Source organism: Mesorhizobium temperatum, assembly GCF_002284575.1.
GTDB classification, from domain to species: Bacteria; Pseudomonadota; Alphaproteobacteria; order Rhizobiales; family Rhizobiaceae; genus Mesorhizobium; species Mesorhizobium temperatum.
The window spans coordinates 213,959-228,279 of the sequence record NZ_NPKJ01000075.1 but is presented as its reverse complement, the minus strand read 5'-3'; the positions used below and the strand labels follow the sequence as shown (position 1 = coordinate 228,279).

The 14,321-nt window shown below is 62.8% G+C and carries 10 protein-coding genes; 7 read left to right on the top strand and 3 right to left on the bottom strand.

Annotated elements, in window-relative coordinates; genetic code table 11:
• The first annotated feature begins 34 nt into the window (after positions 1-34).
• Both CIT26_RS32875 and CIT26_RS32870 read left to right on the top strand, forming a co-directional pair.
• The gene (locus CIT26_RS32875) at positions 35-1,117 is read left to right on the top strand and encodes a P-loop NTPase family protein (RefSeq protein ID WP_095496432.1); all 1,083 of its coding nucleotides are present in this window, start codon (positions 35-37) and stop codon (positions 1,115-1,117) included.
• On the top strand, positions 1,096-2,703 hold the full coding sequence (locus CIT26_RS32870) for an ABC transporter transmembrane domain-containing protein (protein ID WP_143747972.1): 1,608 nt from the start codon (positions 1,096-1,098) through the stop codon (positions 2,701-2,703). Before CIT26_RS32875 ends, CIT26_RS32870 begins: the two co-directional genes overlap by 22 nt.
• A gap of 993 nt (positions 2,704-3,696) precedes the next feature.
• On the opposite strand, the gene CIT26_RS32860 is transcribed toward CIT26_RS32870, so the two are convergent.
• From CIT26_RS32860 to CIT26_RS32850, 3 genes are all read right to left on the bottom strand, one after another.
• Complete coding sequence (locus CIT26_RS32860) at positions 3,697-5,145, bottom strand: coiled-coil domain-containing protein (RefSeq protein ID WP_245319645.1); 1,449 nt, start codon at positions 5,143-5,145, stop codon at positions 3,697-3,699.
• Positions 5,146-6,445: 1,300 nt separating this feature from the next.
• Entirely contained in the window at positions 6,446-8,014 is a 1,569-nt protein-coding gene (locus CIT26_RS32855) for an ABC transporter substrate-binding protein (RefSeq protein WP_095496430.1), read from the bottom strand.
• 48 nt (positions 8,015-8,062) lie between these two features.
• Positions 8,063-8,908 (bottom strand): hydrolase, encoded by an 846-nt coding sequence (locus tag CIT26_RS32850; RefSeq protein ID WP_095496429.1) that lies wholly within the window; start codon positions 8,906-8,908, stop codon positions 8,063-8,065.
• A gap of 571 nt (positions 8,909-9,479) precedes the next feature.
• Between CIT26_RS32850 and CIT26_RS32845 the strand changes: the two genes are divergently transcribed.
• The 5 genes from CIT26_RS32845 (at position 9,480) to CIT26_RS32825 (ending at position 14,250) form a co-directional block, all read left to right on the top strand.
• On the top strand, positions 9,480-9,812 hold the full coding sequence (locus tag CIT26_RS32845; RefSeq protein ID WP_245319644.1) for a hypothetical protein: 333 nt from the start codon (positions 9,480-9,482) through the stop codon (positions 9,810-9,812).
• A gap of 184 nt (positions 9,813-9,996) precedes the next feature.
• On the top strand, positions 9,997-10,914 hold the full coding sequence (locus tag CIT26_RS32840; RefSeq protein WP_095496427.1) for an aldo/keto reductase: 918 nt from the start codon (positions 9,997-9,999) through the stop codon (positions 10,912-10,914).
• Positions 10,915-11,580 carry a DUF6064 family protein gene (locus CIT26_RS32835; RefSeq protein ID WP_095496426.1) on the top strand — a complete coding sequence of 222 codons (666 nt, stop codon included), beginning with the start codon at positions 10,915-10,917 and terminating at the stop codon, positions 11,578-11,580.
• 298 nt (positions 11,581-11,878) lie between these two features.
• Complete coding sequence (locus CIT26_RS32830) at positions 11,879-12,784, top strand: LysR family transcriptional regulator (RefSeq protein WP_167391619.1); 906 nt, start codon at positions 11,879-11,881, stop codon at positions 12,782-12,784.
• A 125-nt stretch (positions 12,785-12,909) separates the two neighbouring features.
• The gene (locus CIT26_RS32825) at positions 12,910-14,250 is read left to right on the top strand and encodes an extracellular solute-binding protein (protein WP_167391618.1); all 1,341 of its coding nucleotides are present in this window, start codon (positions 12,910-12,912) and stop codon (positions 14,248-14,250) included.
• Positions 14,251-14,321 lie beyond the last annotated feature (71 nt).

Below are 14,321 nucleotides of genomic sequence, written 5' to 3'. Positions count from 1 at the left end.
TCGCGCCCCTCGGGCGCCTATTGAGGAGACCACTATGGAAATTCTCGACTCCGCACGCATTGCCAAGGCCAAACGGGCTTTCACGACCCGCCGTATACCCGTCGAGCGCATGCAGATGTTGCTTCCGCCTCCCACCGAACCGAAGGCAGGCGACCTGGTGCTCGCGCGGATTGAGGCGCTCGGTCACCATAAGGCAGTCGAGCTGCTCTCGGGGCGCAAGGCGGCACTTGCCACAACGGACGAAATCGTCCTGGCCTACGGCAACCGCTACGCCCCCGATCAGTTCGAGGCGATCGTGCCGCGAGATCTCGGGCCGTGCCATATGGTGGCGGCAGGCGGAGTGGCCTCGCGGGCGACGGCGTGGCACGACAAAACTATGTTTCCGACCGCGATCGTGCCGCTCGGCCTCGTCACCGATTTGAGCGGCCGCGTTCTGAACGTTGCTGACTTTGCGGTCGCGCCGCAGCCGGCGCGGCTCACGCCGCCGGCAATCGTTATTTACGGAACTTCGATGAATTCGGGCAAGACGACAACAGCTGCAAGCCTCGTGCAGGGGCTCGTCAAGGCAGGTTTCGCGGTTGGTGCGGCAAAGGTGACCGGAACCGGCGCCGGCAATGACCTCTGGGCCATGGTGGATGCCGGAGCGTGCGCCGCGCTCGATTTCACCGATGCCGGCTTTGCCACGACCTACCTTGCTCCGATCGATGCCCTCGTGCAGGGCGCGCAGGAGTTGCTCAACTCGCTTGCCGCTGCCGGAGCAGAAATCACGGTCCTGGAGGTCGCGGACGGATTATTCCAGCCCGAGACGGCCGCTCTGTCGAAGTCTCTGGAATTCCGCAAGCTGACCAGCGGTGTGCTGTTTGCCGCCGGAGATGCGATGGGGGCGGTTGCTGGCTGCGAATGGCTGCGCGACCTCGGCCACGACGTGCTCGGGATCAGTGGGCTGCTGACGCGCTCGCCATTGGCACGGAGAGAGGCTGGCGTTGCCAACGTCCCTGTCTATGGTGTCGAGGAACTCTCCGATCCGGCGACTGCGGCAAGCATCGTCTCCGGGATTTCGAAGCCGCGCCTGATGGTGATCGCTGGAGGTGCCCAATGCGCCTTCCAGGAATCCTGACCCGCGCACGAATGGGCGCTTTGGCGGTTCTCATAGCCAACGGCTTTGCCCAGGCGGCCGCTTCGCTCGCGCTTGTCGCGATCGTCGGCGCGGCGGTTTCCGGGGGGCGGCAGGCGATCGATCAAGGCTGGCTGATCGGTGCGGCCAGCCTTTCGCTCGGCATCACCCTGTTCTCACTCAGGGTGCTGCAACGACGGCAAGGGGCGGCTTTTGCGCTGGACTATGTGCGCGAGGTCCGCGGGCTGCTGGTCGAGCAACTCTTCACGCTGCCGCCGACGGCCGGCCGGACCCGTCTCGGCCTCGTCATGACTCGCCTGATCACCGACCTTTCCGCCATCAGGTCCTGGCTGGCGGACGGCGTCGCCTCCCTCTTTGTCGCGGGCCCCTCCGTTGTCCTCATCGTGCTTGGCGCTTTTTGGCTTGCGCCCGGCGTTGCGTCGTTCCTGCTTGCCGGCGTTCTTGTCTGGTCCGCTGTCACCCTTGTCGCCCTGCCGTTCCTGCATCGTGCCATTCGCGAAAGCCGCCGTCGGCGGGGACGCCTTGCCGGCCGTCTCGGAGATGTCGTCCTCACCCGAGCAACATTTGCCCACTTCGGAAGAAGCGGACCGGCCGCGCGCAAGATCGACCGGATGTCGGAGGCTCTCAACGAGTGGCTCGTTCGCCGGGCCGGGTGGTCGGGTGCCGCCCGTGCATCCAGCGATTTCGTCATACCGGTCATCATCGCGATCCTTGCGGCCTATGCGGCACCGAGCGGTCCGGTGATGCCTGCCGGCGAGCTCAGCACTCTCCTGCTCCTTGCCGGCTTGACGGTTGCACAACTTTCCGACCTTGCTCGCGCCGCCGACTATCGGCTGGCCTATGTCGAGTCACGTCGCCGGATTGCGTCGGTCCTTGCAATGCCAGTCCTTCCGGATCCTGAGGATCCGGTTCCTCTGCCGCGATTGGCGGTGGGCCGGCGGCTGCGCGTCGAACTTCGTTGCTCGAACGGCAAGCCGTCACGTGTTCTGGAGGCAGCGCCCGGTGCCATGATTCTGCTTCGCGGCGACACAGCGGAAGCACGCAGCGCCCTGTTTGCCAGTGTCGCCGGAATCGAGGAAAGTAACGGTCTTGCGATTTTCCTTGACGACATTCCTCTCGACAAGGTCTCGCGACGCGACCGGCGCCGTGCAATCACCCTCTTATCTCCGGCGATCCCGCTGATGCGCGCAACCATAGCCGAGAACATCGCGATCGGCGCGCCCTCAGCGACCCTCCAGGAAGAAATAGTCGCCATTGCGTCGCTGTGCGGCCTGGCGGCCGATGGGGCTTCGGAATGTGGTCAGGGGCGACTGGAGCCGCCTCACAGCGTCAATCCCATGCTGGCTGCCCGGATCCGGGCAGCGCGAGCGCTGGTCCGAGCGGCAGCCGTGCTTCTGATCGATGATGTCGATGTTTGCAAGGATCGGGATTTGCTTGCCGCCGTTCTTGCGTGCGCGCGAGCCACGCATACGACGGTGATCGCATCGTGCGATGTGGCTACCGGGACTACCGAGTTCGATGACACCTGGCTTCTTGATGGTGAATGGTCATCGAGAGGCAATCCATGAGACCGGTCCCGACCATGACCGTCCGGTCAATTCGCGTCCCGTGCGAGGCCACTACCACGTACCCGCGTCCTTGATACACCGGATTCATCCCCTAGTTACCTCCCGTGGGCGCCTTAGTCGCGAGTTTGCCTGGGGGCGGCGGCGGTTGCGCCGTCCTGACTGCATGCCGCGGAAAGACGGTTCGACCGACGCACTTTATGGAGGTGGTCGTGCGTCAATCCCCTGGATCCAGCTGGGTATATTTCGCATTCGTGTGCTCGATCGCGGTAGCTTGCGCAGGAGCTGCCGCCGGCGGCGAGCGCGGCGGAGGCAATAGCGCTGGCAGCCATGGTGGCGGAGGCAATAGCGCTGGCAGCCATCACGGTGAAGGCCGCAAAGGCGGCGCGCACAAAGGACCTGACGGCTCCAGCAGTAGGTCACCGGTGGATGACGATGGGACCAGCACCGCTGCAACGGCGGCAGTGGCGGCAATTACGGCCGCCACTGCCGTCAGTGTCGCCCGGTCCGCAGGAGCCGGACGGTCGCTCGACCTCCCGGCCAACCTCCAGCCTCCCAGCGCCAGCAACAGTCCATCGACGGTCAGTCCAATCAAGGCGCTGCCGGGCGTCCCGGATGAAGTCGTTCGCGCCTGCCATGATGCAATCGAGTCGGCCGCCGCCCCGTTTGGCGCGACCAGTGTGCGCGTCAGCAGCGCAGGTTCCATACGTCGGTTGAGCCCGGATACGATCTCGGCTCCCGTTGAGGTCAGCATCGACTATGGACGGCAAGGCAACGTGGAGACGCGGCAGGCGCCGATCAAATGCGAATTGAACGCGACAGGCAGGGTGATCGGGCTGACATAGCGTATCGCGCAGAACTCCTCGCCGACGAGAGCAGGATGAATTCGAATGGGGTGATTCGATTCATCCTGGCCTACTCTCGCAATACACACGTGAGGCAATGATCTCAAAGACCCTGGGCCTTCAACAGGAGGACCGCGCAGTTGTTTGGAAGTCACTCCAACGTCGCTTGTCTTGGCCTGAGGGGATAGGGAAGTGTGAGAGAACGCACCCGGGCAATCCGCGACGGGTTGCGAACCTTGCTGCGTGCAGTCTTCTGGCTGACAGCCTTCAACCCGCCGGCAGCGGCTGCCGCGCGGCCAGCGCGCGGCTTCAACGGCGGCTCAATCTGGGCGCTGCGACGCTCAGCCCTGAGCCCGTCATTGTCCGCGCGCGCGGCGGCCAGGTCGCGGGCAAGAGAAACAGTGACTTCACGTTGCTTGTCCAAAGCCTCCTTCAGCCTGGCGACCCCTACCAAAAGTGCTCGGGCGGCGTCGCGTTCGAGGCGAGCTTTATCGAGGTCCTCATGGGTCGAGACTGCCGCAGCGCGTTCTCGTGCCAGAGCCTGCGCCGTCTCGGTTGCAGTCTGCTCCACTCGTTCTCTCGCTGTGACTGCTCTGTCGCGCTCGAGGCGAGTTTTTTTCAGCTCCTCTCGCGTCGAGACTGCTGCAGCGCGTTCTAACGCCAAAGCCTGCGCTGTCTCGGTTGCAGTCTGCTCGGCACGCTTTCTCGCTGAGACTGCTCTGGCTCGTTCCTGTTCAGCCGCGTCGCGCTCGAGGCGAGCTTTTTTCAGCTCCTCACGAATCGACGCTGCTGCAGCGCGTTCTCGAGCCAGCGCGCCCTCCGTCTCGGCTGCGGTCTGCTCCACTCGTTCTCTCGCTGTGACTGCATCGGTCCGTTCCTGCTCAGCCGCGTCGGCGCGCTCCAGGAGCGCGGCATTGGACAGTTTCACTTCGGCGAGGTCGCCACGAAGGTCCTCTGACTTCCGGCGTTCGTCGTCGAGCATTCCGGTCGCTTGCGCCAGCGAAGCCTTGGCCTTGGCGCGATCCTCGGCGGCCTCGGCCTCAAGCTGTTCAATTTGCGCCTGCGCTCGCGATAGATCGCGCGCCACCCATCCGGCTCGCTGACGCTCCAGATGAGCAGCGGGCACCTCCGTAAAGACATAGTTGGTGGCCTCGCGCAGCTTCGTGCGGGTATCTCCCGCAATGCGCCGCAATGCGTCAACTGTGCGGGCTGCCGCGAGCTCGTTGCGCAATTGCTCCTGGAGTACGCTATCGGCGGCTGCCATGCTTGTCCTCAGCGCGTCGATCTCCTTGCGCGACTCGCGCAGCGCTCGCTGCAGAGCGGCGCTCCTGGCGCGCTCGCCTTCCGCCGCCTGGTGCTCCTGGCCGGCCAATTCCCTCGCTGCGGCTGCCTGAGCAGCAGCTGCTCCGACTTGCGCCCGGGCAGCCGTGAGATCCGGGCTGAGCAATTCGACACTCGTGCGCTCGTCTCCCTGGGCTGGCCCACGCACATCTAATGCAGCACTCGCCGGAAGCTCGATGGGTCGCGAAAGGTCCGGATTGGCGTTGCCCTGGATCCGCGAAATGGCGGGGGCGCTTTCGACCCAGTTTTGTCTCGTCATCGCATAGCTAAGCGGCACGGCCAGACAGATTGCGGCGACGCCAAAGCGGGGCACAAGACCGATCGGCCTGCGAACGCGAGGAGGTGAGGCCGTCGCTGTGGTGGGGTCGGGATCCTCCGCGAGGGCGAGTTGTGTCGGCATACGGCTCAGAGCCCTCAATACTGGACTAGTTAGGGCGGCAACATTAGCCGCCACCTGCCTATGAACATAGCCAGCGATTTCCCTGATCGATGTCGCAAGTCGGCCGAATTGCGCTATGTTCGTCGCGGAAGCGAAAGCGTTGGTCTGGGTCACAGACGAGCTCTCGCAAGCTTCGGAGATTACGTCGAAATACTCGATTCGCACCCCGAACCGAAGGCAATTGGCATCCTGACGCCGAATATCCAGGTCTGCCGGGTCTGAGGGCACGGCAACCTGAGAAGAAGAAGCCGGCTCGGTTGCAAGGTCGACCGGGCTTTCCCAATCCCAAGAAACCTCCTCCTCGGGGAGGCCAGATCCACCTTCGCTCGCATCTGATTTAAGGCGACGCCGTTGCACCGCGATAAGGATACGCCGGAGCACAAGATAGAGGCCCACCGAGGCAAATGTTGCTATTCCGCCCAGGATGGCGAGATCTGCGTCGCTTGCGTAAATTTCGGCAAGAGGATTTGACATTGCCGTGCCTGTGCGGTCTTGGGTGTATTCTCAAGTTCGTGAAGCGGTGTTTGGCCCCTCGTCTTGGTGCTGGCTAAAGCCTTTGATCGCTTTGGAAGCTGTCACTTGCTTCGAGGTCCCTCCAGTGCTCGAATTGTTGTTGCATGGCGGAGCGTCGGTCGCGCGCTGATAGACATGCCGGCGCAGATGACTTTTGTTTGAATCGAAACTTGAAGACGCCGTGGCCGCCGATTATCGCCCGCCAAGGGCACACAGGCTCTGAAAGCCGACTTGCACCTCTGCATCTCAACGTCCCGAGAGTTTCTCCCACCGTGCGTACCATTCCGCCATTTCCGGTTCTGGACGGTCCGCCTGAGCTTTAAGCTAGTCACAAAGCTAGGTCACAGACCTCCACGGTCAACCGTCACCTCATACTAAACGTCAGAAGCACTTCGGCCATGCACAACGGCCATTGCTGCTCGGATCTCTGTCGAACGACCGCTCCTGGCGCACACGCGCCGTCGGAGAGCAGTTTAGGTCTCCTTCCCGCCCTGAGCGGGTTTACGGCCCCGGAACCAAGCGTCAGGCTTTCACCACCAGGTAGCTCAAACGAAAGATCGGAGGCAACACGCCTCCGATCTTTCGAGCAACAGACAATCGCCAGCTCCTATTCGCTTTTCCAGACACCCCATACGCGGGGGTTTGCCGCCGGCCATACCGAATAGCCCTTCACCTTCGGCGACACGGCGTCGACGGATGGCTCGTAATAGAGGCCAAGGATCGGCACATCCTTTGCCATGAGGGCATGGAGCTGCTTGAACAGCGCCTTGCGTTGCCCGGGGTCGGTCGTGGCCATCGACTTCGTGTAGAGGTCGAGGGCCTCCTTGCTGTCCCACTGCGCCGTCGGATCGGTCGCCTTGTCGCCGAGGATGACGCCATACATCAGCGACGGATCGAGACGCGCCGAATAGCCGAAGGACTGGATCTGGAATTTGCCGGCAAGGTAATTGTCGAGTTGTGCCGCCCAATCCAGCACTTCGAGCTGGGCGTTGAAGCCCGCGGCCGTCAGCATCGCCTGCAGCAGCACGGCGTTCTCATACATGCCCTGATAACGCGTGTTGGTCTGGATCTTGATCGGCTCGCCCTTGTAGCCGGCCTCGTCCAGCAGTGCCTTGGCCTTGACCGGGTCGTATTCCGGCCATTTGAGGAATTCGTCGTCGAAGAACGAGCTCGCCTGGGCGACGGCCGAGGGATCTCCCGTGGCGACACCGTTGGTGCGGGCGGCGGCGATCTGGTTGATGTCGGTGGCATGCGCCAGCGCCGCGCGCATCTTGGCGTTCGACAGCAGCGGATCCTTGGTTTGTAGCAGGATCGCCGTCCACGACAGGCCTTGCGTCGACAGCACCGTCATGCCCCGCGACTTGGCTTCCTCGACACGCGATGATTCAAGATCGGCAAGGACATCGAGCTCGCCGGCAAACAGCGCGGTCTCCGCCGCCGCCGTGTCGGGAATGACCATGAAGCGCACCTCGTCGACATAGGCCTCACGGCTGCCGGCAAAGCCACTCGGCGCCTCCTTCACCGGCTTGTAGTCGGCAAAGCGTTCGAGCTCCAAATACTGGCCCTTGACCCATTCCTTCAGCTTGAACGGGCCGCTGCCGATGGCGGAATCGGCGATCCATTTGCCGTCAGCGCCGACATTCTTCGGGCTAGCGACCCAGCCATTGCACTGGACACTGGCGAGCTGCGCCAGAAAGAGCGCATTCGGCGCGTTGAGCGTGAAGACCACGGTGCGTGGATCAGGCGTCGCCACTTGCTCGACCTTGAGGCCCTGGCTGCCGTCGAAGAACGGAAGGCAGAACCACTGGTTGGCCGCGTCCATGCGGCGATCCCAGTTCCATTTGACGTCGGATGAGGTCACGGCGTCGCCATTGTGGAAAGCCGCGCCGTCGCGCAGCGTGAAGGCATAAGTCTTGCCGTCGTCCGACACTTTCCAGGATTCGGCCAGTGCCGGCCCTACCGTGAGATCGGCGCGATAAGCCACTAGCGTCTCAAAGATATGGTGCAGCACCGTGTCGGTGTTCGCGTCTCGGCTGAGACCGTCGGTGGCGCGGATATCGGCGTTGATGCGGACCTTGAGCGTGCCGCCGGTTTTCGGCTGCTCCTGCGCCATCGTCGGCAATGCACACGCCATCACGGCGATTGCCGCCAGCACCTGGATCAATCGTCTTCCCATTATCAATCCTGTTCCCATTTTTATCTCCAGTTTGTTGACTGCAGTTTTTCAGGCGGGCGCGGCATTCAATGTCCGCGCAAAGAACTCCTTGACCTTGGCGATGAGCTCGCGATCGTTGTGAGCGATGCCAGGCACGACATCCAGCTGCACCTCGACGCCGTGTCTCTCCAGGCTGTGCTTCAACGATCTGATCCGGTCGTTGCGGGTCGCGCCGGCGAGATCGGCGCCGGGCATCCACCAATCATCCTCCGGCTTGATGGCGATCTCCCAGGTTTGGAGATCGTCACCACCGATCACCATCTGCACGGCGACCTTGCGCATGACGTCGAGGTCGACGTTCTTGCCAAACACGCTCTCGAAGTCGCGCACTCCGACCCAGAAATCGTGATCGAAGTCGAGCAGGGTCACGACGCCCGGCGCACCGATCGATGCAGCCAGCAGACGTTCGGGATGGAGGAACAGGAAACGATGGGTGAAATGGCCGCCGCCGGAGAAGCCGTACATCAGCACGCGGTCGCCGCGGATGCGGTAGCGCTCGCACATCTCCTCGACCATATCGAGCAGCACGGCATCGTAGTGGAGGTCGCCCTGGCGCAGCATCTTGTAGGAGGAAAGATCGCCCGGAAAACAGATATTCGCCGGGAAGAGCGGGGCGAGCACGATCACGCCGTTCTGTTCCGCGAAGTCGGCGAAGGCATCCCGGTAGGCGAGCATGCCGCGTTCGGTGCCATGCACGATCACCGCCAGCGGATAGGTCTTGTCGCCGTCCTCGTCATAGTCCTCGGGCACATAGGCACAATAGGGGAAGCGCTGGTCGAAGCGGGAGGCGTACACCGTCGTATGGCCGAAATCGTAATAGGACAGGCGCTTGCCATGTCCGCTGACGTTGCGCATCGAATTTTTCCAATTTTCAACTTCATTGTTTCATCATTTTGTGTGACTGAAAAGCATTTGTTTAGCCTTGATGTCAGGAAAGCACGCATTTTACATTGCAGAACGCCGAGGCTCCCGGAGCAGGCATGAGCAGGTGTCCGGCCCGCCGTGCGTCAGGTCCGGGTTTCCGGAAACTTGACGCTGCAAAAGATGCATCGCGCCTCGTTTTACGTCGCGCACGATAGCGGCGCGGGCGCGTGGCCCATCTGGGCTTCGATCGCGGCGACGATCGCATCGGCGCCGTCAGCTCAAGGTCGGCCGGGCGGCACGACAAACGACATCGTGATGCGGTGCAGGTTGACTCGATTGTCTGCTTGCCTAACTAGGATCTCGGGGCTCAGCGCAAATCACCACAGTCGGTATGACATCTTCCCGCATCCGAACGCTTGACCTTGTTGTTGTTCTCTTGGCCGGCAGTTCCATCGTGTCGTCCTGCGTCGCCCCTGACGACACGTCGAACCTCCCAAAGGAAGACGCCACAACGGCGGCAGCCCGCAAAGAGATGGTCGGTCTCAGCGAGGCGGACGTTCGAATGTGCGCCGGCTTTCCGACTGCTACCGCTGATGCGGGCGGAAGCCAGATCTGGACCTATCAGCGTACCGTTCAACGCGGCAACCTCAACGTCGTGATTCCAACTTTGGCCGTGGGTGCGATCCCGACGGTTGGAGGATCGCTCAATGTCGATCCCGGCGGCTATTGCAACACGCAAATCCGAATGGTCGATGGCCGTGTTGCCGAGGTTGCCTACGCCGGCGACAACAACACGCCGAACCACCGCGATGCGCTCTGCGTCAGCACGGTAGACGGCTGCGTGGCATATGCCCGCCAGCGCCATCAAGTCAGAACAGGAGCCATTTCCAGGTAATCGGACTGGCTGGCGCAACCCAGGCCTGCACCGTTCGTTCCCATTTCAGGCAGACGTTCTATATTCCGAACAGTCGCCAGAGACCGACCGCACTCCCCGCCGATCAGCCATGCGAAGGCCGGTCGCCCGGAACCATTCTTGTGATCGGGAGTACAAGGAGTCGGGAGTACAGGGATGGCAGACGATGATCATCACCCGCAGGACATTCGTGAAGGCTGCCGCCGCTTCCGGAGCGGCTCTGGTGTTGCCGGGAACCGCGCCCGGCGCGCCGCCTGCGCCGGTGATGCGGGCCGTGCCCTCCTCGGGAGAGATGCTTCCCGCAGTGGGGCTGGGCACCTGGATCACCTTCAATGTCGGCGACGATCCGGTGCTGCGCGACGAATGCGCCGAGGTGATCGCGGCCTTCTTTGCGGCAGGCGGCCGCATGATCGATTCCTCGCCCATGTACGGCTCTTCGCAGCCCGTGATCGGCTATGGCCTCGAGAAGCTCGGCCGGCCCGAAGCGCTGTTTTCCGCCGAGAAGGTCTGGACCTCCTCCGCCGCCGACGGACCCGCGCAGATCGAGCAGTCGCGCCGCTTCTGGGGTGTGCCGCGCTTCGACCTCGTTCAGGTCCATAACCTCGTCACCTGGGAGACCCATCTCGAAACCTTGTTCGCCATGAAGGCAGACGGGCGGATCCGCTATGTCGGCATCACGACGTCCGAAGGACGACGGCACGACCTGTTCGAACAAATCATGCGCGCGCATCCGCTCGACTTCGTGCAGTTCACCTATAACGTCGTCGACCGCGAGGCGGAGGAACGGCTCCTTCCGCTGGCGGCCGAGCGCGGGATGGCCGTCATCGTCAACCGGCCGTTTCGCCAAGGCGCGCTGACGCGCCAGCTCCAAGGCGAGACGCTGCCGGCTTGGGCGGCCGAGATCGGTGCCGGGACCTGGGCGCAGTTCATTTTGAAGTTCATTCTCTCGCATCCCTCCGTCACCGTCGCCATCCCCGCCACCACCCGCGTCGACCATGTGCGCGAGAACGTGATGGCGGCGACCGGTCCCCTCCCCGACGCATCCATGCGTGATCGGATGGCGGCCTACGTCCGGGACCTCTAAATGTCGGAATGGTGGACCTACCGGCTGGAAGATTTCCTGCTCTTCTCGCCACGCGTCTACTGGCGCCTGTTCGAATTGAATAATGCCGCCTCCTGGCCGCTGCATCTCCTGACGCTCGCCGCCGGCCTCGCCATCGTCCTGCTCGTGCTGGGGCGGCCGCCTGGCCATGGTCTCTGGGTTGCGTTCATTCTCGCCGCGCTCTTTGCCTTCGTCGGCTGGTCCTTCCTGTGGAGCCGCTATGCCGCGATCAACTGGGCGATCGCCTACGTCGCGCCGGCCTTCGGCCTGCAGGCGCTGCTGCTGGCGATCGGCGGTGCCGCGCGCGGCGGCCTCGCCTTCGACCGGCGGGACATCGCAGGGCGGCTCGGGCTGCCGATCGCGGTCGTTGGCCTCGTCGTTTATCCCCTCCTGCCGCTACTCTTCGGGCGGCCATGGTCGAGCGCCGAGGTCTTCGGCATCGCGCCGGACCCGACGGCGATCGTAGCGCTCGGCGTCCTGCTTGCGGCGAGCGGCGGGCTTGTGCCGCTGCTGTTTGCGATCCCGCTGCTGTGGCTGCTACTCAGCGGCCTGACGCTCCATGCCATGGGCGATCCGCAAGCCTGGCTGCCGCTTCTGGCAGCGGGCACCACTGTCGCTGCCCTGGCCCTGCGCCGCATTGCCCGATGACGCGAAGTGGCGTTTGGCATCTGCTCCGGCAAGAAACGCGAGCTCGCGATCACCGTTGGTGATTTCAACCGTGGGTAGATTCAACTTGCTTTGTGGCGGCATCTATGCTAGTGATTTGAGCATGGTGCTGATTTGCGCCGACGACCCGCCGCCGAGGCGGGTTTTGTGTTTCAGGCGCCATCCTTCACTAGGCTCTGTTCTTGGGTAACGGGCCGGGGATTGCCTCCGAGTGACCCGCTTGAGCGACATGCATTGATCAGGAATGATGAACTGGTCCCCTGGCTCGTAGGTGAATTCCTTGAACATCCGACAATTGGAGTACTTTCTGACGGTTGCGGCCCATAAGAGCGTAACCGTTGCCGCCGCAAAACTTGGCGTGTCACAACCGACGCTGACAAAGACGATCCGCTCTTTGGAGCTGGAACTCGGCGTTTCGTTGTTTGAACGAATGCCACGCGGCGTCGACCTTACCCCTTACGGCCAAAGCCTGTTGCGTCATGCCGAAGCGATCCGCGTCCAGTTCGGTGACGCCAAAAGCGAGATCGAGAGCCTGCGCGGCGGGAAATACGGCACCGTGCTGATCGGCGCCGGCCCCGCATGGCTGCGTCGGCACCTGCCGCGCGCCGTGGCCATCGCCACCGGCAAGAACCCTTCGATCAAAGTCAATGTCGAGGGTGGCTATGACGATGCGCTCCTGCGCTCATTGCGTCGCGGCGAACTGGACATGGTGATCGCCGAGCTTCCTCCCAAGGACGAAGTCCGCGACCTCAAGCTACGCCCGCTCACATCCGACCGTCTGTGCGTCTGCTGCCGGGCTGGTCACGAACTGCAAGGCCGGCCCAAGCTCTCGCTGCCGGACCTGCTCCGATTTCCATGGGCCATGCCGCCAGAAGCGACGCGCGCGCACCAAAGATTCCGGTCTGTCTTCATTTCCAAGGATCTCGCGCCGCCAAATGCCGTCGTCGAGACCAAATCGATGGCTTTCCTGCTGCAGATGGTGCGCTTTTCCGATGCGCTGACCTTCACGGTGACGACCACGCTGAAGACCCCCGAAGCGACCGGCGTCGTCATCCTCGATGTTCCCGAGGTGGCGGCCATGCGCAATGCCGGCATCATCACCCGCAAGGACTCATGGCTGTCCCCGGCAGCGCAAGCAATTATCGACGAACTGATCGAGATTTGCGCGCGCGAGCCGACCAACTAGAGCATCGGACCCACACGTGCACCATGCCAAAATGGCATGATTCTGGTCGATCTATTCATTTGTCGGAATGCTTCTTTTGTGGCCATCTTGCTGCCGACGGTGGAGGCCGTCCAAGGGAGGTACCGATGACAAAGTTCGCAATCAACCGGCGCACGGCGCTCGTGGGGATCGGCGCTGCCGCGACCGCAGGCATGATCCGGCCGCTTTGGGCGCAGACCGTCGTGCCGATCACGATTGTAATCAACCAGTCGCCGTGGTTCGAGAGTTTCCGCAAGACAGTCGAGCTCTATGAATCCGAGACCGGCAACACCGTCGAACTCGACGTGAACCCGTTTGCCGGTTCGCTCGAGAAACAACGCAACTCCGTGCGGACGGCACAGGGTCAGTACGACATTCTGATCATGAACTCGGGATGGTTCACCGAGATGTATGCCGGCGGGTTCGTCTCGCCCCTGACCGATATCGATCCAGGTTTTAAGCTCGATCCGGACGTGTATACGCTCGGCGACACCGTTTTCTACAACGCTGAAAAGAGGACGGTTACCCCGGACGGAAAACTGATGTCGGTTCCGGTGTCGCCACTCATTCCGTTGCTCTACTATCGCGGCGATCTCTATCAGGAAGCGGGGTTGTCAGCGCCGAAGACGTTCGCCGAACTCGAGGCCAATGCACGCAAGCTCCACAATCCGCCGGAGCGCTATGGCATCGTGCAGCGTGGCGCACGCGGGCCGCACACGGTTGCCTACGACTTCTATCCGTATCTCTACGGTCACGGCGGCGGCATCTTCAAGGACCAATCCGCCAGCGATTACTCCGTCACGCTGAACAGTGCCGAAGGCCGCGAGGCGCTGGAGTACTATGTTCGCCTTGCCAAGGAAGCCGGCCATCCGAAGACGGCGGCAAGCGACCAGGCGGAAGTCATCCAGGCCATGGTCACCGGCAACACCGCGCACATCATGATGGTCATCGCGGCCTGGTCGCAGATGGACGACCCGAACAAGTCCGCGGTCGTCGACAAGGTCGAGTTCGCGCCGACCCCGTCATTGCCGGGTCTTCCCACCGCGCCCGGACTGGGACACTGGCTAGCTGGCATCGCGCACAATGTGCCCGACGACCGCAAGCGCGCCGCATTGGAATTCCTCCGCTGGTTCCAGACGAAGGAGGCGCAGCTGGCCGCCGCGGAGGCCGGCGGCATTCCGACCCATGCCGCGGTCTATAAGGAGCCGATTGCCGAAGAGCGCCGCTACCGCTGGATGAAGCCGCTGGCAGACTCGCTGCCGCATGCGGTAAACATCTACCAGTTCCCGGAAGCCAGCGAAGTCATCGCGGTCCTGGAGCTTGGGCTCAACCGCGCCGTCGCGGGTGAAATCACCCCGGTGGATGCCCTGAACGGCATGGCCGACGATATCCACGCGGTGATGGAGAAGTACAAATACAAAACCGGCGAACTGGAGCCATTGCGCTAGAGCGTCGGACCCAAAAGCCTGCCCTCGGGCGTGACCCAGGGTACCGGTTTTGGGAAACTCCGATGATTTGA

Excerpts from the sequence above, each read along its gene's own strand:
- CIT26_RS32875 (WP_095496432.1), top strand. The coding sequence starts at position 35 with ATGGAAATTCTCGACTCCGCACGCATTGCCAAGGCCAAACGGGCTTTC.
- CIT26_RS32870 (WP_143747972.1), top strand. The coding sequence starts at position 1,096 with ATGCGCCTTCCAGGAATCCTGACCCGCGCACGAATGGGCGCTTTGGCG.
- CIT26_RS32860 (WP_245319645.1), bottom strand. The coding sequence starts at position 5,145 with ATGACGAGACAAAACTGGGTCGAAAGCGCCCCCGCCATTTCGCGGATC.
- CIT26_RS32855 (WP_095496430.1), bottom strand. The coding sequence starts at position 8,014 with ATGGGAAGACGATTGATCCAGGTGCTGGCGGCAATCGCCGTGATGGCG.
- CIT26_RS32850 (WP_095496429.1), bottom strand. The coding sequence starts at position 8,908 with ATGCGCAACGTCAGCGGACATGGCAAGCGCCTGTCCTATTACGATTTC.
- CIT26_RS32845 (WP_245319644.1), top strand. The coding sequence starts at position 9,480 with ATGTGCGCCGGCTTTCCGACTGCTACCGCTGATGCGGGCGGAAGCCAG.
- CIT26_RS32840 (WP_095496427.1), top strand. The coding sequence starts at position 9,997 with ATGATCATCACCCGCAGGACATTCGTGAAGGCTGCCGCCGCTTCCGGA.
- CIT26_RS32835 (WP_095496426.1), top strand. The coding sequence starts at position 10,915 with ATGTCGGAATGGTGGACCTACCGGCTGGAAGATTTCCTGCTCTTCTCG.
- CIT26_RS32825 (WP_167391618.1), top strand. The coding sequence starts at position 12,910 with ATGACAAAGTTCGCAATCAACCGGCGCACGGCGCTCGTGGGGATCGGC.